The organism is Azospirillum ramasamyi (assembly GCF_003233655.1).
Lineage (GTDB): Bacteria > Pseudomonadota > Alphaproteobacteria > Azospirillales > Azospirillaceae > Azospirillum > Azospirillum ramasamyi.
Map to the genome: position 1 here is coordinate 2,224,893 of NZ_CP029829.1, position 17,551 is coordinate 2,242,443.

General features: G+C 68.5%; 19 protein-coding genes. 10 read left to right on the forward strand and 9 right to left on the reverse strand.

The window, feature by feature from the left end; translation table 11 throughout:
* Positions 1-26 precede the first annotated feature (26 nt).
* Entirely contained in the window at positions 27-2,546 is a 2,520-nt protein-coding gene (locus tag DM194_RS10430; protein WP_111067908.1) for a methyl-accepting chemotaxis protein, read from the forward strand.
* Between the two features lie 114 nt (positions 2,547-2,660).
* Positions 2,661-2,852 carry a hypothetical protein gene (locus DM194_RS10435; RefSeq protein WP_111067257.1) on the forward strand — a complete coding sequence of 64 codons (192 nt, stop codon included), beginning with the start codon at positions 2,661-2,663 and terminating at the stop codon, positions 2,850-2,852.
* A gap of 84 nt (positions 2,853-2,936) precedes the next feature.
* On the opposite strand, the gene DM194_RS10440 is transcribed toward DM194_RS10435, so the two are convergent.
* Positions 2,937-3,518 carry a tyrosine phosphatase family protein gene (locus DM194_RS10440; RefSeq protein ID WP_246024182.1) on the reverse strand — a complete coding sequence of 194 codons (582 nt, stop codon included), beginning with the start codon at positions 3,516-3,518 and terminating at the stop codon, positions 2,937-2,939.
* A gap of 335 nt (positions 3,519-3,853) precedes the next feature.
* Positions 3,854-4,495, reverse strand: a complete 642-nt coding sequence (locus tag DM194_RS10445; RefSeq protein WP_246024183.1) for a DTW domain-containing protein — start codon at positions 4,493-4,495, stop codon at positions 3,854-3,856.
* Positions 4,496-4,926: 431 nt separating this feature from the next.
* Here DM194_RS10445 and DM194_RS10450 point away from each other — a divergent pair, with 431 nt between their 5' ends.
* A complete protein-coding gene (locus DM194_RS10450; protein ID WP_111067259.1) occupies positions 4,927-5,109 on the forward strand; it encodes a hypothetical protein in 183 nt (60 codons plus the stop codon).
* Positions 5,110-5,129: 20 nt separating this feature from the next.
* Here the strand turns inward: DM194_RS10450 and DM194_RS10455 are convergent, their stop codons facing one another.
* The 5 genes from DM194_RS10455 to DM194_RS28075 all read right to left on the reverse strand — a co-directional run bounded on the left by DM194_RS10455 (position 5,130) and on the right by DM194_RS28075 (position 9,363).
* Complete coding sequence (locus DM194_RS10455) at positions 5,130-6,053, reverse strand: ImuA family protein (RefSeq protein WP_111067260.1); 924 nt, start codon at positions 6,051-6,053, stop codon at positions 5,130-5,132.
* A 136-nt stretch (positions 6,054-6,189) separates the two neighbouring features.
* Complete coding sequence (locus DM194_RS10460; protein WP_246024184.1) at positions 6,190-6,630, reverse strand: SH3 domain-containing protein; 441 nt, start codon at positions 6,628-6,630, stop codon at positions 6,190-6,192.
* A gap of 400 nt (positions 6,631-7,030) precedes the next feature.
* A complete protein-coding gene (hemN, locus tag DM194_RS10465) occupies positions 7,031-8,446 on the reverse strand; it encodes an oxygen-independent coproporphyrinogen III oxidase (RefSeq protein ID WP_111067262.1) in 1,416 nt (471 codons plus the stop codon).
* 69 nt (positions 8,447-8,515) lie between these two features.
* Entirely contained in the window at positions 8,516-8,977 is a 462-nt protein-coding gene (locus DM194_RS10470; protein WP_111067263.1) for a DUF4112 domain-containing protein, read from the reverse strand.
* Between the two features lie 14 nt (positions 8,978-8,991).
* A complete protein-coding gene (locus DM194_RS28075) occupies positions 8,992-9,363 on the reverse strand; it encodes a hypothetical protein (RefSeq protein WP_162629993.1) in 372 nt (123 codons plus the stop codon).
* A gap of 195 nt (positions 9,364-9,558) precedes the next feature.
* On the opposite strand from DM194_RS28075, the gene DM194_RS10475 reads away from it, so the two are divergent.
* Together DM194_RS10475 and DM194_RS10480 are read left to right on the forward strand one after the other, a co-directional pair.
* On the forward strand, positions 9,559-9,777 hold the full coding sequence (locus tag DM194_RS10475; protein ID WP_111067264.1) for a hypothetical protein: 219 nt from the start codon (positions 9,559-9,561) through the stop codon (positions 9,775-9,777).
* Positions 9,778-9,997: 220 nt separating this feature from the next.
* A complete protein-coding gene (locus tag DM194_RS10480) occupies positions 9,998-10,717 on the forward strand; it encodes a TerC family protein (protein ID WP_111067265.1) in 720 nt (239 codons plus the stop codon).
* 56 nt (positions 10,718-10,773) lie between these two features.
* On the opposite strand, the gene DM194_RS10485 is transcribed toward DM194_RS10480, so the two are convergent.
* Both DM194_RS10485 and DM194_RS10490 read right to left on the reverse strand, forming a co-directional pair.
* Positions 10,774-11,184 (reverse strand): CBS domain-containing protein, encoded by a 411-nt coding sequence (locus DM194_RS10485; RefSeq protein ID WP_111067266.1) that lies wholly within the window; start codon positions 11,182-11,184, stop codon positions 10,774-10,776.
* A 117-nt stretch (positions 11,185-11,301) separates the two neighbouring features.
* Positions 11,302-12,522, reverse strand: coding sequence for a YbfB/YjiJ family MFS transporter (locus DM194_RS10490; protein WP_111067267.1), 1,221 nt, complete (start codon positions 12,520-12,522; stop codon positions 11,302-11,304).
* A gap of 217 nt (positions 12,523-12,739) precedes the next feature.
* On the opposite strand from DM194_RS10490, the gene DM194_RS10495 reads away from it, so the two are divergent.
* The 5 genes from DM194_RS10495 to DM194_RS10515 all read left to right on the forward strand — a co-directional run bounded on the left by DM194_RS10495 (position 12,740) and on the right by DM194_RS10515 (position 17,374).
* Complete coding sequence (locus DM194_RS10495; RefSeq protein WP_162629994.1) at positions 12,740-13,597, forward strand: LysR substrate-binding domain-containing protein; 858 nt, start codon at positions 12,740-12,742, stop codon at positions 13,595-13,597.
* Between the two features lie 221 nt (positions 13,598-13,818).
* A complete protein-coding gene (gene fdxA / locus DM194_RS10500; protein ID WP_042693590.1) occupies positions 13,819-14,151 on the forward strand; it encodes a ferredoxin FdxA in 333 nt (110 codons plus the stop codon).
* Positions 14,152-14,535: 384 nt separating this feature from the next.
* Positions 14,536-15,036, forward strand: coding sequence for a CarD family transcriptional regulator (locus tag DM194_RS10505; protein WP_014248912.1), 501 nt, complete (start codon positions 14,536-14,538; stop codon positions 15,034-15,036).
* A 211-nt stretch (positions 15,037-15,247) separates the two neighbouring features.
* Positions 15,248-16,201, forward strand: a complete 954-nt coding sequence (locus DM194_RS10510) for a hypothetical protein (protein WP_111067269.1) — start codon at positions 15,248-15,250, stop codon at positions 16,199-16,201.
* A gap of 276 nt (positions 16,202-16,477) precedes the next feature.
* The gene (locus tag DM194_RS10515) at positions 16,478-17,374 is read left to right on the forward strand and encodes an RNA polymerase factor sigma-32 (RefSeq protein WP_111067270.1); all 897 of its coding nucleotides are present in this window, start codon (positions 16,478-16,480) and stop codon (positions 17,372-17,374) included.
* The last annotated feature ends 177 nt before the right edge of the window (positions 17,375-17,551 follow it).

Below are 17,551 nucleotides of genomic sequence, written 5' to 3' on the forward strand. Positions count from 1 at the left end.
CGCACCGCAGACCAAGGCATTTGACCATGCAGAACGCCAGTTTCGCCGGCCGATTCAAGGTGGGTACCCGCATCCAGGTGGGTTTCCTTCTGATCCTCGTCCTCCTTGTCCTGGTGGCCGCGCTGGGCGTCCGGTCGCTGTCGACGATGGAGACGGGCTTCACCCGCTACGCGTCGATTTCGGACAACTCGCTCAGGATTTCCGACATCGACCGCGCGGTCGTCGACATGCGCCGGAACGTGGTCAACTATTCCTTCTCCGGCAACGGCGCCCTGATCGAACCGATCCAGGCGCAGCAGAAGACGCTGGCCGAGGCGCTGCGCACCACGCGCGACACCACGCAGGATTCCGGCCTCCGCGCCAACCTCGACCGGATGATCCTGCAGATCGACAGCTACGGCGCCAATTTCGGCAAGCTGGTGCGGCTGCGCGAACAGCGCGACCGCCTGGTGTCGGACGAGTTGGTCCCGCTGGGTGTCAAGGCGCTGGAAGGGTTGAGCCAGTTCTCAGCCGCCGCCATCGCTTCCGGCGAATACGAATCCGCCGCCTATGCCGGGCAGGCCCTGGAAGCCCTGATCCTCGCCCGCCTCAGCGCCCAGCGCTTCCTGACGGAGCCGACGGCGAAGGCCGAGGAGGAGGTCCGCACCCGCATGGAGGGCTTCATCAAGACCGCCACCGCCCTGGCCGCCCGCCTGACCGATCCGGCGCAGAGACGCATCGCCGAGGATGCGGTGCAGACCGCGGGCCGGTACCTGGACAGCTTCAAGCGCGTGGTCGCCGCGGTCCAGGATTCCCATACGCTGGCCTTCGTCACCATGGTGAAGGATGCGGAGGAATTCGCCGATCTGGTCAGGGCGTCCGTCGCCTCGCAGTCCGATACGCGCAAGACGGTGCTGACCGGCGCGCAGACCGACATGGACAGCACCACCACCCTGCTGATCGGCATGGCGGTGGGCGCCATCGCGCTCGGCATCCTGATCGCCCTGATCACCGCCCGCTCCATCGTCCGCCCGGTGGTCCAGATGACGGGCACGATGACCGAGCTGGCCGCCGGCAACCTTGCCGTCGACGTCCCGGCCCTGGAGAACCGCGACGAGATCGGCCACATGGCCAAGGCGGTCCTGGTGTTCAAGGAGAACGCCATCGAGAAGAAGCGGATGGACGAGGCCGAGCGCGAGCGGCTGGAAACCGAGCGCCGCGCCGCGGAAGCCCAGCGCGCCCGTGAGCAGGCCATCGGCGAGGAGATCGCCGGCCTGATCGACGCCGTGTCGAAGGGCGACCTGGAGCGCCGCATCGACCTGGCCGGCAAGGAGGGCTTCTACAGGACCATGTCGGAGGGCATCAACCGCCTGACCGACACGGTGGAGGCGGTCATCGCCGACCTGGGCGAGGTGCTGAGCGCATTGGCCCAGGGCGACCTGAACCGCCGCGTCACCCGCGACTACCAGGGCGCCTTCGAGCAGGTGAAGACCGACGTCAACGCCACCTCCACCCGGTTGGCCGAGATCGTCGGGCAGATCACCCAGGCGGCCGAGACCATCGCCGCCGCCGCCGCCGAGGTGTCGCTCGGCTCCTCCGACCTCGCCGACCGGACCGAGCAGCAGGCCTCCTCGCTGGAGGAGACCGCGGCCAGCATGGAGGAGCTGGGGGCGACCGTGCGCTCCAACGCCGACAATGCCCAGCGCGCCAACGTGATGGCGACCCAGGCCCGCAACTCCGCCGAATCCGGCGGCGGCGTCGCCGGCTCCGCCATCGAGGCGATGCGCCGGATCGAGGAATCCAGCCGCAAGATCACCGACATCATCGGCGTGATCGACGAGATCGCCTTCCAGACCAATCTCCTGGCGCTGAACGCGGCGGTGGAGGCTGCGCGCGCCGGCGATGCCGGACGCGGCTTCGCCGTGGTGGCGCAGGAGGTGCGGCAGCTGGCCCAGCGCTCCGCCCAGGCCTCGAAGGAAATCAAGGGCCTGATCCTGGACAGCGACGCCCAGGTCAAGGACGGCGTCGATCTGGTCAGCAAGGCCGGCGACGCGCTGCAGGGCATCGTGTCGGGCGTGCAGCAGGTGGCGACCCTGATCGCCGAGATGGCCTCGGCCTCGGCCGAGCAGGCGACGGCGCTGGACGAGATCAACTCGACCGTCGCCAACATGGACGAGATGACGCAGAAGAACGCCGCCCTGGTGGAAGAGACCACCGCCGCCGCCCAGTCGATGAGCAGTCAGGCCGGCGACCTGAAGTCGCTGGTCGGGTTCTTCAAGTTCGAGCAGGCCGCCGGTTCCGGCTATGCCGCGGCGTCCCATGCCATGACCGGCACCTACTCCGCCCCGGCCACCCGCCGCGCCCCGGCCCAGCCCCAGACCCAGCACCAGTCCCCGGCCCGCGCCACGGCCGCCAAGCCGGCGGCGAAGCCCGCCGCCCGCGCCGCCCACGGCCATGTTTCGGCCAAGCCTACGGCCCGCACCGACGCCCCGTCGCGCGGCACGGCGGCGACGGTTCCGGTGCTGAAGCACAGCGTCAGCGACGACGACGACTGGAAGGAGTTCTGAGCGGCAGGGGCAACTCGGCCTTTGCGCTAAAAGCCTGAATTAACGAATCGGTGGGGATTGCGTGCTGCAATTCCCGCCGATTTCTTTTTTGGGCTCTCGTTTCAGGAGGACGCCATGTCCCGCCGCCCCATCAGCCGCCGCCTTCTCCCCCTCGCCGCCCTGCTGCTGCTCGGCGCTTCGCTGGCCGGCTGCGGCGCCGTCGCCGGCGTGGCCAGCGGTGCGGCCAGCCTCGCCGGCACCGCCGTTGACATCGCCGGCACGGTGGCCGAGACGTCGGTCGACGTGGTGACCTCGCCGCTGCGGTAGGGGTCGTGAATTTTCAGGCGGTTCTTTTCCCTCGTCATCCCCGCGGAGGTGGGAATGACGGCCGAGAGGATCCCGACGCACTGCTCAGTCGATCAGATCCTCGACCTCGCGGATGCGGCCGTTGTCGATCATGAACTGGACCAGTTCGGGGCGCTGCTTGCCCAGGGTGAAGTGCCGCTGGCGCACGGCGGCGACCAGTTCGCCCCGGCGGCCGAGGATGTCATCGGCGAATTCGATCATGCGCAGGTTGGGCCAGGTCTGGGCGCGGATGGCGACCACGGCGGCGACCGCGTCGGCGGCCGGGCGGTCGGGCTGGGCCTGGGCCAGGATCATGGTCAGGGCGGCGGTGGAGCGCGACACGCCGGCATGGCAGTGGACCAGCAGATGGCGGCAGTCCACCGGATCGGACAGAAGGTCGCGGCCGAAGTCCAGGATGCGCTCCACGTCGGAACGTTCCGGCGCGATCTGGCCGCGGGTCGGCTCGATGATGTCGTGGAAGCGCAGTTCCAGCCGTTCATGCTCGCCGTAATCGCCGAAATCGCTTGGCTCGGCCATCTCGGGATCGAGAATGGACAGCACATGGCTGACCTTGCCACCGCCGAAATTGCAAAGCTCGCTGAGACCGCAGACGGTCAGGCCGAAGGGAACGAAATCGCTGGCCATCATTCTCTCGTTCGATTGCGGATAGGAGGGAAAGCGCGGGGCCGGAGGCCGCATTTGGCACCCCGCGCCGCGCCCCCGTCAACCCGGCAACCGTTCGTATGCGGGCCGATTCGCCCGGATACGGCCGGTCAGAGAATGTTGAACAGATACAGCAGGATGATGATCGGGATCGGAATGCCGACCAGCCACAACAGGATGCCTCGCAAAGCGCGTCTCCTTCCTTCGCTCTGATGGATGCCACGGCCGGTCCGGATCCGGCCCTCTCATCCCTTATCAACTGCCGAGCCGCCGGTTCGTTGCAGCGGCGCGAGCGATCGAAGAAGATTCGCCGAAAGAGATCAGTCCTCCCCGCCGCTATCGCCGCCGCCGCCATCCGCATCGCTGCCGGCATCGCCGCGCGGGGGCCGGGCCGGGCGCGGACGGGGCTGGCGCAGCTTCTTCAGCAGCAGGGAGAAGGGCTTCAGCGCGGTGTCGAGGATCGCCTGATCGCCCTCCAGCCGCGACAGCAGGAAGGCGCCGGCTTCCAGGGTGGAGACGCTGTCGCGCCGCGGCTCCTTGCGCGCCTGCCCGTAGAGCGAGCGGAACTGCGGGTTCAGCACGATGCGGCGGCACTTCAGCAGCCAGGCATTGCGCCACCACAGGGTCTTGGCCTGGCTCCAGGTGCCGTCCAGGACGATGACGCCCTCCAGATCCTCGAGGATCTCGGCGCTGTCGCGGAGCGGCTCGCCGTTCCTGTCGACCACCGCCACCTCGGCCCTGGGGGCGCCGCCCTCCTTCACCGGGCCGAGATACAGGACGCCCCAGCGCTTGGGATCGACCTCGCGCCCCAAAATGCGCTTCAGCCCCGGCCAGCTCAGCCCGACCTTCACCATCGAATTGGCGAACTGCAGATGGGCGATCTGGGCGGTGCCGAGATTCTCCCGCTTCTCCTGCGGGTGCTGCAGGATCAGCAGGAACACGCCGTTGTCGATCGGCTGCACTGCCTCGCAAATGCACAGGTGATCAGGTTTTAGGCAGTTGGGGCAAGATTCGGGGGCGGGGGCGCTGTGCATGGGAGGTACGCATTCCTTGAAGAGGATTGGCCGCGAATATGGGTTGGAACGGCGCGGAAGGGAACACATCTCACACTCCAAGGGGCGAACGCCGACCGAACGGTGACCGCCGCCACGGCACTTACGACAGATCCCCCCGACCACACACCGCGTCACACCTGTTCATCTGGGTTCAAACTGGCTTCGTATAAACCGTTTGTAGAGATTCGTCGTGTGTCATGGACCTTGTGTGACGCGCTTAACAGCTGGCCTGGAACTTGCGTAGTTAGTATCCAGGCAAACAGGACGACGGGTGGGCCAGGACCGGCCTTTGTCAGGCTGATCCGCGGTGCCATCCGGCGCTCAGAAGGAGACCTGCCATGCTGCCCGCCCACCTTGCCGACCGCCTGCTGAAGCAGCGCCGCGATGCCGACAGCGCGGAATTCGCCCGCCAGCTGCCGCTTTACGCGCCGCTGGACGCCGACGATCCGCGTTGGATGACCGAGCCGGACGGCTCAGAACAGCCCAGCCGCCGCGAGCCCGATTGGGCGACCGACTACTGAGCGGCCACTCCTGACGGCACTCACCGGCCGGCGCCAGCCGGGCGGTGAACCGACAGGCCGCCTTCCCGGCTTGAGTGTCGGATGTCGGACATCCGCCACAGATTTCCCGCCCGCGGGTCTGCAATGCCGGGATCTCCAGCGTTGGTATCTCCGATGTCGGAATCTCCGGCATCGCGCCAGCCCTCCTCCTCCCGGATCAGGGTCCAGCGGCCCGGACGGCCGCCACGGCAGCGTTCCAGCGCGACGGACCAGCGCGGCGCTCCCAATCCCGGCAGGCCTCCGGCCGGGCGCGGAGCCCTATCCTCCTCATCATCCCGGCTGGGCGCAGCATCCAGACGCCAGCGCGTCACCGCGGCACTGAGCCCCTCCGGCCCCCTCTCCCTCGACCGCCTGTTCCTGCCGCCCGGCGCTCCGGCGCTCAGGTCCAGCAGGAAGCCGGTCACCCCCGACGATTCGGCGGCCAGCTGCAGCCGCCGGCTGGCGGTAAGGTCCAGCCCCTCCAACTCGCCCAGCACCGCCGACAGGGCGGAACAGCGCAGCGCCTCCTCCATCGCCCACAGCGCATCGGCCGCCCGCACCGCCCGCACCGCCACCAGCCGGTCCGGCGTCAGCCCATGGGCCGCCAGCCCCGGCGCATAGAGGTCGCGTCCCCGCAGGATCCACAATGCCGGAGCCTTGGGCGTCGCCAGCCGGCCCAGCAGAGTGGCGGCGAAGCCGGTGCCCGCCCCCGGATCCTCCGCCGTCACCGCATGCAGGCAGCCCAGCGGCAGGCCGCCGTCGGGCAGATGGGCGTCGATCGACTCCACCCCGAATGGCAGGATCCGCCCGTCCTCCCCGCCCACCCCCTCGATCCGCCGGATGCGCGCGCGCAGATCGGCCAGCACGCCGGCACGGTCGCGCGGCGCAGAGTGCGCGGGCACGGAGGGGGACGGCAGGGTGGACATGACTCGGCTCCGCTCATCAGGCATATGTTCCTGATATGTTCTATCACGGAGCCTTGTCGAGGGGGAGTCTGCGACTCCTGTCTTGTGCTGGGACAGGATCCTGGGACCGGATGTGGCGGGTATGCGATCGCCCGGGTCAGTTGGCGATGGGTGTGGCGCCGATCTTGCCGCGCGGTGCCGCCTTGATGGTCGGGCCGGCATTGTCGACGGGCTTTTCCAGGGTGGTGGAGGTGCCGCGGCTGCCGCGCGGCGTGTTGCCCTTCAGGCTCAGCAGGTGCAGCCGGACATAGGCGGTGGAGCCGCCGGCCTTCACCGCCACCCAGTCGCTGTTGCGCACCCGGCCCAGCGTGCTGACCGCCTGCCCGGCGCCCAGCGTGGCGACGACGCCCGACCCGGCAGCGGGCCGTGCATAGACCGGAGTCGATCTGTCCACCTGCCATTCCCCGTACATGGGCTCCAGCCCGGCTCCGGAGTCGGGCGCGCTGCGCACGGTCGGGGGGTTGGGAACGCGCTGGTACGGCATGCAGCCGGAAACCGTCAGCGTGACCAGGGCCACCATCAGCGGAAGGGTACGCAAACGCCGGATCATCGCTCACCTTGGAGGGGGCAGAGTGAAGGCAGGAAAGGCCATGGGCCTTCAGCGCGACCATACAGGAGGCGCGCTCCTTTCCGCTACCGCAGCGCAACCAGGATCGCTATGAGCTTTTTGGGGTAGCCGGTCCCGGAGCCGAACTCGGACCCGAAACCGGAGCGCAGGAGTTCACCCCCGGCCTGCGTATCTCGATGCGTATCCCGACAAGCGGCACATCTCCGACACTGGCCGGACGGCCATGCCGCAGGGCGAGTTTCGAGACAGGAAATCGGCGGGATTGCCGCGCAGACGTGTGGGTTCGGATGCGCGGCACGGGAAAAGGCGGTCGGCGGGTGGCGCCGGCCGCCTTTTCTTCTTGAAGACCGCCCGTCTGAGCTTCCGGCCCTCAGACCGCCCGGCTGTGCCGGCCAGCGCCCTTGGACAGGTGGGTGTCGAAGCGGGCGGCGACGATGCGCATCAGCGGGCGGGCGCTCTCCGGCACATGCACACGCCGGCCCTCCACCACCGCGACACCGTCGGCGACCAGATCGGCCATGCCTTCCAGTTCGGCGTCGAAGGCGGATTCGGCCAAGCCGTGGCTGCGGGCGATGGCGGCTGTGTCGACCGACAGGTCGCACATCAGCCGCATGATCAGGTCGCGCCGCACCTTGTCGTCCCGGGTCAGCGCGATGCCCTTGCCGGTGGGCAGGCGGCCTTCCTCGATAGCGGTGGCGTAGTGGTCGAAGGGCACGGCGTTCTGCACATAGCCCTGCGGCAGCGCGCCGATGGAGGAGGAGCCGAAACCCAGCAGAACCTCGGCGTCATCGGTGGTGTAGCCCTGGAAGTTGCGGCCCAGCCGCCCTTCCTCCTGCTGCACCGCCAGCTCGTCGCCGGGGCGGGCGAAATGGTCGAGACCGATGGCGCTGTACCCGGCGGCGGCCAGCGTGTCGCCGATGGCGGCGAACTGCTCCCAGCGGCCGAGCGAGTCGGCCAGCACGGCTTCGTCGATCTTCTTCTGGTGGGTCTTCATCCACGGCACATGGGCGTAGCCGAAGACCGACAGCCGGTCGGGCGCCATCTCCAGCGCGATCTCGGCGGAGCGGGTGACGCTCTCCACCGACTGGTGCGGCAGGCCGTACATCAGGTCGAGGTTGACGCTGGCGATGCCGGCCTCCTTCAACCAGGCCAGCGCCTGTTCGGTCACGGCGCGCGGCTGGACGCGGTTGATCGCCTGCTGCACCGTCCCGTCGAAATCCTGCACGCCCAGCGAGGCGCGGTTGACCCCGGCGCGGCCCAGCGCCGCCGCCATCTCCGCCGTCAGGGTGCGGGGGTCGATCTCCACCGCCAGCTCGGCATCGGCGGCGACGTCGAAGCGGGTGCGCAACAGCGCGATCATCGCCTCGAAATCGCCGGGCGCCATCATGGTCGGGGTGCCGCCGCCGAAATGGATGTGGCGCACCGCCAGCCGGCCGGGAATGCGATCGGCCACCATCGCGATCTCGCGCCGCATATGGCCGAGATACTCCGCGATCGGATCATAGCGGGCCACGATCTTGGTGTGGCAGCCGCAGTACCAGCACATCTTCTGGCAGAAGGGCACATGCAGGTAGAGCGACCCGGAGCACGCGGGATCGATCGCCTCAAGCCAGCCGCCATAGACGTCGCCGTTCACCTCGGGCGTGAAGTGCGGCGCGGTCGGGTAGCTGGTGTAGCGCGGCACCCGCAGCCCGTCATACTTGGCGAGCAGCGCGGCATCGACACCATGGGAATGGGGTGGATTGGCGGGGGCCGGCTGTACGGCCAGGGCGGTGATGGCATTCATGAGCGACAGAGTGCCGCAGCCACCCCAACCCCGCCTTGATCCACGTCAAGAGCGCAGGCACCGCTGCCGTCAGCGCCTCGCCCCGGCTGTGGTTCCGGATTTGGTCCCGGCTGCGGCCAGACGCTGTTCCAGATGCTCGTGCAGCAGGTTCACGTTTATCCGGTTGGCCTTGAAGGCGACGTCGAAGATCGTCCCCACCACCGGAACCGACCCGGCGGCCCAGTCCAGCGCGACGTTGAGGGCCATGCGGGCCAGCAGCGACTTGGGCAGGTCGAAGCGGGCCGCTTCCAGGATGATGTAGGCCGAGACCACGGCGGTCACGGTATCCCCCGCCACCGGCACGATGCTGGCAATGCCGTCCAGCCCGATCGGGATGCGGGTGAAGGGAATGCGCCAGCGGCTGTCCATCAGCCGGGACAGGCGGCGAAGCCGCTCCAGCCGCTGGAAATCGATGGGGACGGTGCTGCCGGAACCGCCCGGCGGGACATCTTCGGCAAAGTCGCGTCGGCGTGTGCGGGTGGCGTCGATCATCGCAAGTCCCCCGATCAGTCGGTCCCGCGCCGGACGCGCGAAGGCCCGCAAGGGGAGAACCCGTCACCGCCCCCACGGGTTCCGCACGCGACGCGCAAAGTTCGTCCACCCAGCAAATACCATAGCCGGATATCCTTGCCGACAATCTTCAGCCGCTGCGGCTTCAGACGCCGATGGCCGCCGCTTCCGGTTCCCGGGAGGATTGCGAGACGTTCCGGCGTCATCGCATCCCATCTTTCCAGACGGCCGGTCGAAAGGAATACATGTGCCTGCCAGGCTTCCGCCGGAAATCGCTGCCGGAAATCGCTGAAAGAGAAGAATGCAGATGCCGCCGCAGACAGACAGGATGCGGCGAACTGGCGCGGCGAATTGACGCGCAGGATCATCTAAGCCGCTGCCTCTGCTCGGATTTCCCGAAGCCAATACTTCCCCCCTGCCGCGTCTTATGCCTTTTGAACGGTGGCAGGGCCTGCAACCCCTGGACACAATACAGCCAAAGCATCAGCAAGGCTGCGGGGACTTTCAATCCCGCGGCGCGGGGCAAGGCCGGCAAACGGCCGCCCGTTTCGGAGGAAACGACCATGACCACCCTCTATTGCGCCTGCTGCGGCAGGCCGTTCGTCCGCACGTCCGCGCGTGGTCCGGCGCCGCGCTACTGCTCTCAGGATTGCCGCCTGCAGATGGCGGTGCGCCGCCGCGCCTGGACACCCCGGCTGGAGGCCGGACGGACCGACAACGGACGGAAGGAGACCAGCCGGACGGAGGCTGCGGCCTGGGGGAACCGGGCCTTCGGATCCTGATCGGCCCCGCATCGGCCCTCTTGCATCGGCCCTCTTGCATCGCCCCCCCGGCATCCCATCTCCGCCGGAGCGGCTACAACCGAATTCCTGCGGTGAAATCGCTCGCCTCACTTGCAGAGGACGGGGAGCGATATAACTTGCGCGCGGTCACGCTGGCGCCTCGCGGTGCCGGCGCATGGTCCCCTGACAGCGCCACCGACCGCCGGAGCCCCGCTTCTCCATGCTCGACCTGCTTGCAGACCCGAATGTCTGGGCCAGCCTTCTGACGTTGACCGCGTTGGAGATCGTGCTGGGCATCGACAACATCATCTTCATCTCGATCATGGCGTCGAAGCTGCCGGCCGAACAGCAGCAGCGCGCCCGTCAGGTCGGTCTGGCGCTGGCGCTGCTGACGCGCCTGGCCCTGCTCGCCTCCATCGCCTGGGTGGCGCAGCTGACCCAGCCGCTGTTCACCGTCGCCGGATGGGACGTGTCGGGGCGCGACCTGATCCTGGTGCTGGGCGGCCTGTTCCTGCTGGCCAAGGGCACGCTGGAGATCCACCACACCGTCGAAGGCCATGAGGAGGAAGGCAGCGCGCCGAAGCACGCCACCTTCACCTCGGTGGTCGTCCAGATCATGTTCCTGGACATCGTCTTCTCGCTCGACAGCGTCATCACCGCCGTCGGCATGTCCGACCATCTGCCGGTGATGGTCGCCGCCGTCGTCATCGCCATGGCTGTGATGCTGTTCGCCTCCGGCCCGGTCGGCGACTTCGTCAACCGTCACGTCACGGTGAAGATGCTGGCGCTGTCCTTCCTGCTGCTGGTCGGCGTGGCGCTGGTGGCGGACGGCCTGGGCTTCCACATCCCCAAGGGCTACCTGTACTTCGCCATCGCCTTCTCCACCCTGGTGGAGGCGCTGAACCTGCTGGCCAAGCGCAAGGCGACCGCGAAGCAGTGAGGGCGCATCGAGGATGAAGGGGGCGCGCGCGCCTGGCGAGGCGCCCCCTTCATCCATCACGCCTCGGCGCGTTCGGCCATCATGTGCTCGTAGGCGACCTTGAACAGGTCACGGATCGACACGATGCCGACCGCGCGCTTGCCCTGGGTGATGGGCAGGTGGCGGTAATGCTTGTCGTGCATCAGCTTCAGCGCATCGACCGCATCGGCGTCGGGCGGCAGGCTGTCCGGGTTGCGGGTCATCACCGCCCCCACCTCCACCGCCGACGGGTCGAGATCCTTCGACAGCACCTTGTTGTTCAGGTCGCGCTCGGTGACGATGCCGATCAGCGCGCCATGGTTCACCACCAGCACCGCGCCGATGTTCTTGTCGGCCATCATCTTCGACACGGTGGCGACGGAGGTGTCCTCCGGCACCAGGATCAGTTCCTGCGACTTCACGACGTCCGGAACCAGCTTGCGTTTCATGGACTCCCCCGGGTCTGGTTGTTGTGCGCCAGACTGTAGCCAAAGCGGACGATCCGGGAGAACAGCGGCATTGCTGCGGGCGCGGCGCCGATTGTCGCAGGCAAACCTTACGAATACTTACGAAGCATTGGGGGTGGCCAGCGCCGGTTCCGCCGCCGACCGCCGGGCGGCGATCACCATGCCGAGCGCCAGCAGCAGCGCCCCGAGCAGCACGGCGGCGGCGGCCCCCAGCAGCGCGGCGTTGAAGCTGCCGGTGTGCGTCACCACCAGCCCGGCCGGCAGCGGCCCGATGATCTGGCCCAGCCCATAGGCGGCGGTCAGCGCTCCCACCACCTTGGCCGATGCGCCGGCCGACAGCTGCCGCCCCAGGGCGAATGCCTGCGACACGATGCCGACGAAGGTGCCGCCGAACAGCAGGGCGGAGATGACGGCGACCGTCGGCGAACCGGTCATCGGCAGCAGGATGGCGACGGCCTGCGTCAGATGCGCCAGGATCAGCGACCACCAGCTGCCGGTCCGCCGGGCGACCGCGGCCCAGAACACTCCCGCGCCGACAGCCCCCAGCCCGGCCACCATCCAGGCCGCCTCGCCCACCGCGGCGGTGCCGGGATCGGTCTTCAGGATCGACACCAGGAAGGTGGCCGACACGATGTAGCCGCCGCCTTCCAGGAAATAGGCCACAGTCAGCAGCAGAAGCGGCGCCGACAGCCCGCCCGCCCGCGCTGCTGCGGCGGCGTTCCCCGCCGTCCCGGCCGCGGCGGCTTGCGGCGGCTGCGCCGGATCGCGCACCCAGAGGCCGGGCAGCAGCCCCAGCACCGCGCAGATCGCCGCCAGCGCCAGCCAGTCGCCCGCCCAGCCCAGCCGCCCGCCGAACAGCGCCACGAACAGCCCCGACGAGGCGATGCCGAGCCCGACCCCGGTGTAGAGCCAGCCGGCGAAGCGTTCCCCGCCCTGCCGCGTCAGCGTGTCCAGCACGATGGCGACGCCCAGGATGAAGATGCCGGCGCTCGACACCCCCGACAGGAAGCGCAGGACCAGCCAGACCGGCATCGCCTGCCCGGCGTCGCCCAGGTCGAGCCCCATCGCCGCGGTGGTGACGACGCTGAGCAGCAGCGACAGCCGGAACACGGCGGTGCGCGCGACGCCGTGCGGCACCAGCCCCATCCCCAACGCGCCGACGAAATAGCCCAGATAGTTCAGCGAGGCGAGCAGCCCCGCCCCGTCGGTCCCCAGCCCGGTCGCCGCCTGCATCGCCGGCAGGATCGGGGTGAAGGCGAAACGCGCAACCCCCATCGCGATGGCGAGCCCGATCACGCCGCCGACCAGAACCCGAACCATGATCCACGTCCCCTCGGTTTTCGGCCGGCTCGTTTGGGAAAAGGTTCGAAAATGCGAACCGTTTGGTCAGCCGATTGATTTGGTTGCCTATCATGGCCGTGGCCCGCCCCTCGTTTCCAATGAATTGTTCTGATGATAAGCTCCACTCCCAGCGATGGGTGCCATGCGTCGACATCGGGCTGCGGAGGCATGGCGATGGCAGGCAGGAGGCGTCGCGATGGATCTCGCCGGTTTGCGGGTGGTGAAGGCGGTGGCTGACACCGGCAGCGTCAGCCGGGCGGCCGAGGCGCTGAACTGCGTGCAGTCCAACGTCACCGCGCGGGTCAAGCGGCTGGAAGAGGATTTGGGCGTCGACCTGTTCCTGCGCCTCAGCCGCGGGATGGAGCCGACGCCGGCCGGGCGGGTGCTGGCCGGCTATGCCGACCGGGTGCTTCGGCTGGTCGCCCAGGCCCGCGACGCGGTGGCGGAGGCCGCCGGACACGGCGGGCGGCTGGCGGTGGGCAGCATGGAATCGACCGCCGCGGTGCGGCTGCCGCCGATCCTGGCCCGCTTCCACCGCGACAATCCCGACGTGGAGCTGACCATCGCCCCCGGCCCGACCGAGACCCTGCTGGCCGAGGTGCTGGCCGGGCGGCTGGACGGCGCCTTCGTCGGCGGCGCGGTGGAGCATCCCGACCTGACCGCCCGGCGCATCTTCGACGAGGAGTTGGTGCTGGCCGAGCCCGCCGCCGGCCTGACCACCGACAGCGCCCGCCGCACCCTGATCGTCTTCGGCCGCGCCTGCGCCTATCGCGGCCGGGCCGAGATGGCGATGCGCGAGGCCGGGCGCGTCCCCTACCGCGTCATGGAGTTCGGCGCGCTGGACGCCATCCTCGGCTGCGTCGGCGCCGGCATGGGGGTGACGGTGATGCCGCGCTCGGTGGTGGAGCGCGATCCCTGGCGGGAGCTGCTGGCGGCCCGGCCGCTGCCAGGCGCGCTGGCCCGCATGCCCACCCAATTCATCCGCCGCACCGACTCCATCGAGACGGGCAGCCTGCGCGCCTTCCTGGCGGCGGTGTCGGACGGCCCGCCGTGAAAGACGCCATTGACGGTGCGGCAGGGTCGCCCACATCACACGCGGGGTTGAACGGCCTGTCGGCGGCGTGCTAGGCAGGCGCGGGTTGGCCATCCGGCCCGGTGCCACGCGCGCGACCATTTGGAAACCGCTTCGATCCGCCCCCAAGGTGTCCATCGGGGGCGATACCGGAACAGCGACGCGCGGCCGACACCGCAGGCCGGAACAGCGGAGAAGAGATCATGCCCTACGTCGTCACCGACGGCTGCATCAAGTGCAAGTACACCGACTGCGTCGAAGTCTGCCCCGTGGATTGCTTCTACGAGGGTGAGAACATGCTGGTCATCCACCCCGACGAGTGCATCGACTGCGGCGTGTGCGAGCCGGAATGCCCGGCCGAGGCGATCGTCCCCGATACCGACGACCGCGCGACCAAGTGGCTGGAGCTGAACCGCGACTATTCGGGCCAGTGGCCGAACATCACCCGCAAGAAGGACGCGCCGGCGGACGCCGACGAGTTCAAGGGCGTGGACGGCAAGTTCGAGAAGTTCTTCTCCCCCAAGGCGGGCGGCTGAGACACACCAGCGGATGCGGCCCGGCTTGCCGGTCTTCCCCCGGGGGAAAACCCGCGACTCTTCCGAGTCGGGCCGCATCAACCGATTGCACGCTCCGAAGTTGCTATGCAAAATCGACGGGGCGGCCATGGCCGGGTTTGGACATTTTCCACCCGGATGCTTGCGCGTTCCCTTTGTAACTCGAGCGTAACATCGCTATAATGCGCGCCCGGAGACCGGCCTCCGCGTCATTGCCGGTTTTCCCTCTGTTCAAGGACCCGTGGCTTTTGTGATCGTCGTGGATGGGCACCATCCCCACGGCGCCATAACTGTCCGGGGTCCTTTTTCGTCCCTTCCACCGGGGCGGCAAAATGGCGCGATCGCGAGAAGTGAGAGCCAATCCAAATGTCGAACAAGCTTGACTTCGAAGCCGGTGACTTCGTCGTTTATCCGGCTCATGGCGTCGGTCGGGTCGAAGGGATCGAGACCCACAGCATCGCCGGACTCGAGGTTCAACTCTACGCGATCACGTTCGAGAAAGAGCGGATGACGCTCAAGGTTCCGGTTACCAAGGCCCGCAACGCCGGCCTGCGCCGCCTGTCCTCCAAGGACCGCATCAAGGTCGCGCTGGAGACGCTGCAGGGCCGTTCGCGCGTCCGCCGCACGATGTGGAGCCGCCGCGCCCAGGAGTATGAGGCCAAGATCAACTCAGGCGATCCGGTGTCCATCGCCGAGGTGGTGCGCGACCTGTACCGCGGCGCCGACCAGTCCGACCAGTCCTACAGCGAGCGCCAGATCTATCAGGCCGCCCTGGAGCGTCTGGCCCGCGAACTGGCCGCCGTCGAGAAGATCGACGAAACCAAGGCGACGGAGCGTCTGGAGTCGGTGCTGTCCAAGGCGGCCTGACGCCGGACAGGACTCGGTCCAGAAATCCGTCCGTGACACGAACGGGCGCGCGGCTGCCACTTCAAGCCGCGCGCCCGTCTCGTTTTTTCACCTTTGTTTCGGCGGCACGACACGCCTAAACTCCCCGCCGCCCTCCGGCCCCGGCACTTGCCGGCATCCCCGGACGGACCGCTGACACCGGCTTCGCGAACGACGTCGAAGGGGATCGAGTTTGGGTCTGCCGCCGCGCCTTGGTCATCCCGCCCGCCCTGCCGGGACCATCGTCGCCGCCGTCGAGGACGACAGCCGCTTCGCGTCGCTCGGCCGTCCGCGCCGCGTCTGGACCATCGGCGCTATCCATGCCCAGCCCGACCGGCTGGACGTGATCCACCACGCCATCGCCCAGCGCTTCCGTCCCGGCGACCGGCTGGTCTATCTCGGCAACATGATCGGCTTGGGCGACCAGGTGGTGGAGACCATCGACCGGCTGCTGACCTTCCGCATCGCGCTGCTGGCGATGCCGGGCATGGTCGCGTCGGACATCGTCTACCTCCGCGGCCAGCAGGAGGAGATGTGGCAGAAGTTGCAGCAACTCCACTTCGCCCCCGATCCCCGCACCGTCCTGGACTGGATGCTGCGCCAGGGCGTTGCGCCGACGCTGGCGGCCTATGGCGGCAACCTGGAGGCGGGCATGGCGGCGGCGCGCGGCGGCGCCGTGATGCTCGGACGCTGGACGCGCGAACTGCGCCAGTCGATGGCCGCCCATCCCGGCCACGAGGCGCTGTTCAACGCCCTGCGCCGTGCCGCCTACACCGGCGGGCCGGTCGGCAGCCCGGTTTCCGGCGACGGGCCGGATGACGGTCCCCCCGGCGCCGACAGCCGGAGCGCCGGCAGCCGGGGCGGCAGCATGCTTCTGGTCAGCGCCGGCATCGACCCGCGGCGTCCGCTGACCGGCCAGGGCGATGCCTTCTGGTGGGGCACCGCCGCCTTCGCCCGGCTGGACCAGCCCTATGGCGCTTTCCGCCGCCTCGTGCGCGGCTACAACCCTCTCTGGACCCCCGAAGACCCCAGCGTGGATGTCGGCCCGGTGACGGTGACGCTGGACGGCGGCTGCGGCCGTGGTGGGCACCTCGTCTGCGCCTGCCTCGATTCTTTCGGGGAAATGCTGGACCTTTTCCAGGTGTGATCCCACCCTTAGGTCCAGCCCGAACCTTCCTCCCCTCCCCGCCTACCGCTGCCGCCATCATCCGGAACGCCTTGAAATAGGCCTCCGGTAAAAATCCTCCATGCCCTGTGATCCGTTGTCCCTACACCTGCGTATGAATCCGCAACAGGGCGCGCTCATGCTTGTTGTCTAACCCGACGGCATCAGACCGGGGGCAGGCGGCAAAGCGGCGAAGACCCGATAATACGGGGATATGCGAAGGAACACGATGCCGCCCAGACGGGAAGGAAGGGACGGATGGCATACATCGACGATCCGGAGACTCAGCGTGCGAATCTGAGCTTCATCAAGGCATCCATGCGCGAACCGTTGCTGTCGCGCGACCATGAATTCGAACTCGCCCGAAAATGGCGCGAGGGCAACGATGAACGCGCCCTGCATCAGCTGGTGCGGGCATACACCCGTCTGGTGGTAGCCACCGCGTCCCGATTCCGTAATTACGGTCTGCCGATGGGCGATCTCGTCCAGGAGGGCAATGTCGGCCTGATGCAGGCGGCCAGCCGCTTCGAGCCCGACCGCGAGGTACGTTTCTCCACCTACGCCGCCTGGTGGATCCGCTCGGCCATGCAGGACTACATCCTGCGCAACTGGTCGATCGTGCGGACCGGCACCACCGCCGCGCAGAAGTCCCTGTTCTTCAACCTGCGCCGCCTGCGCGCCAAGATCGACAGCGCCACCCAGAACGGCAGCGGCGCTCCCCTGACCAGGGAAGGCCGCGAGTGGATCGCCGGCGAACTGAAGGTCGAGGTGTCCGAGGTCGAGGCGATGGAAATGCGGCTGTCCGGTTCCGACCAGTCGCTGAACACGCCGGTGGCCGACGGCTCCGACGACGACTGGCAGGACTTCCTGGCCGACCAGCGCCCCTCGCCGGAGGAGGTGGTGATCGGCATGCGCGACGCCAACACGCGCTCGCAGTGGCTGGCGGACGCGCTGGGCGAACTGAGCCCGCGCGAACGCACCATCATCCGCGAACGCCGCCTGCGCGAGGAAGGCGCCACGCTGGAGGAGTTGGGCCGCGAACTGGGCGTCAGCAAGGAGCGCGTGCGCCAGCTGGAGCATCGGGCGCTGCTGAAACTGCGCCAGTCGATGCTGAAGCGGGTCGAGGACTCGGACGACCTGCTGGCGGAGGCGTGAAGCTTACGGCCCCCTCCCCATCCCTCCCCCGCTTCACGGGAGAGGTGGCAGGACGCTTGCCAGGTTTCGGCAACGGAGCGGCGACAGCTCCCTCTCCCGTGATCGGACGGGCCTTCGGCCGGCCGAGAGCGGGGGAGGGTTAGGGAGGGGGCAACCGGCGCCCCCACCCCATCGACA

Coding starts and splice junctions, on each gene's coding strand:
- DM194_RS10430 (WP_111067908.1), top strand. CDS start 27: ATGCAGAACGCCAGTTTCGCCGGCCGATTCAAGGTGGGTACCCGCATC.
- DM194_RS10435 (WP_111067257.1), top strand. CDS start 2,661: ATGTCCCGCCGCCCCATCAGCCGCCGCCTTCTCCCCCTCGCCGCCCTG.
- DM194_RS10440 (WP_246024182.1), bottom strand. CDS start 3,518: ATGATGGCCAGCGATTTCGTTCCCTTCGGCCTGACCGTCTGCGGTCTC.
- DM194_RS10450 (WP_111067259.1), top strand. CDS start 4,927: ATGCTGCCCGCCCACCTTGCCGACCGCCTGCTGAAGCAGCGCCGCGAT.
- DM194_RS10455 (WP_111067260.1), bottom strand. CDS start 6,053: ATGTCCACCCTGCCGTCCCCCTCCGTGCCCGCGCACTCTGCGCCGCGC.
- hemN (WP_111067262.1), bottom strand. CDS start 8,446: ATGAATGCCATCACCGCCCTGGCCGTACAGCCGGCCCCCGCCAATCCA.
- DM194_RS10470 (WP_111067263.1), bottom strand. CDS start 8,977: ATGATCGACGCCACCCGCACACGCCGACGCGACTTTGCCGAAGATGTC.
- DM194_RS28075 (WP_162629993.1), bottom strand. CDS start 9,363: ATGATCCTGCGCGTCAATTCGCCGCGCCAGTTCGCCGCATCCTGTCTG.
- DM194_RS10475 (WP_111067264.1), top strand. CDS start 9,559: ATGACCACCCTCTATTGCGCCTGCTGCGGCAGGCCGTTCGTCCGCACG.
- DM194_RS10480 (WP_111067265.1), top strand. CDS start 9,998: ATGCTCGACCTGCTTGCAGACCCGAATGTCTGGGCCAGCCTTCTGACG.
- DM194_RS10485 (WP_111067266.1), bottom strand. CDS start 11,184: ATGAAACGCAAGCTGGTTCCGGACGTCGTGAAGTCGCAGGAACTGATC.
- DM194_RS10490 (WP_111067267.1), bottom strand. CDS start 12,522: ATGGTTCGGGTTCTGGTCGGCGGCGTGATCGGGCTCGCCATCGCGATG.
- DM194_RS10495 (WP_162629994.1), top strand. CDS start 12,740: ATGGATCTCGCCGGTTTGCGGGTGGTGAAGGCGGTGGCTGACACCGGC.
- fdxA (WP_042693590.1), top strand. CDS start 13,819: ATGCCCTACGTCGTCACCGACGGCTGCATCAAGTGCAAGTACACCGAC.
- DM194_RS10505 (WP_014248912.1), top strand. CDS start 14,536: ATGTCGAACAAGCTTGACTTCGAAGCCGGTGACTTCGTCGTTTATCCG.
- DM194_RS10515 (WP_111067270.1), top strand. CDS start 16,478: ATGGCATACATCGACGATCCGGAGACTCAGCGTGCGAATCTGAGCTTC.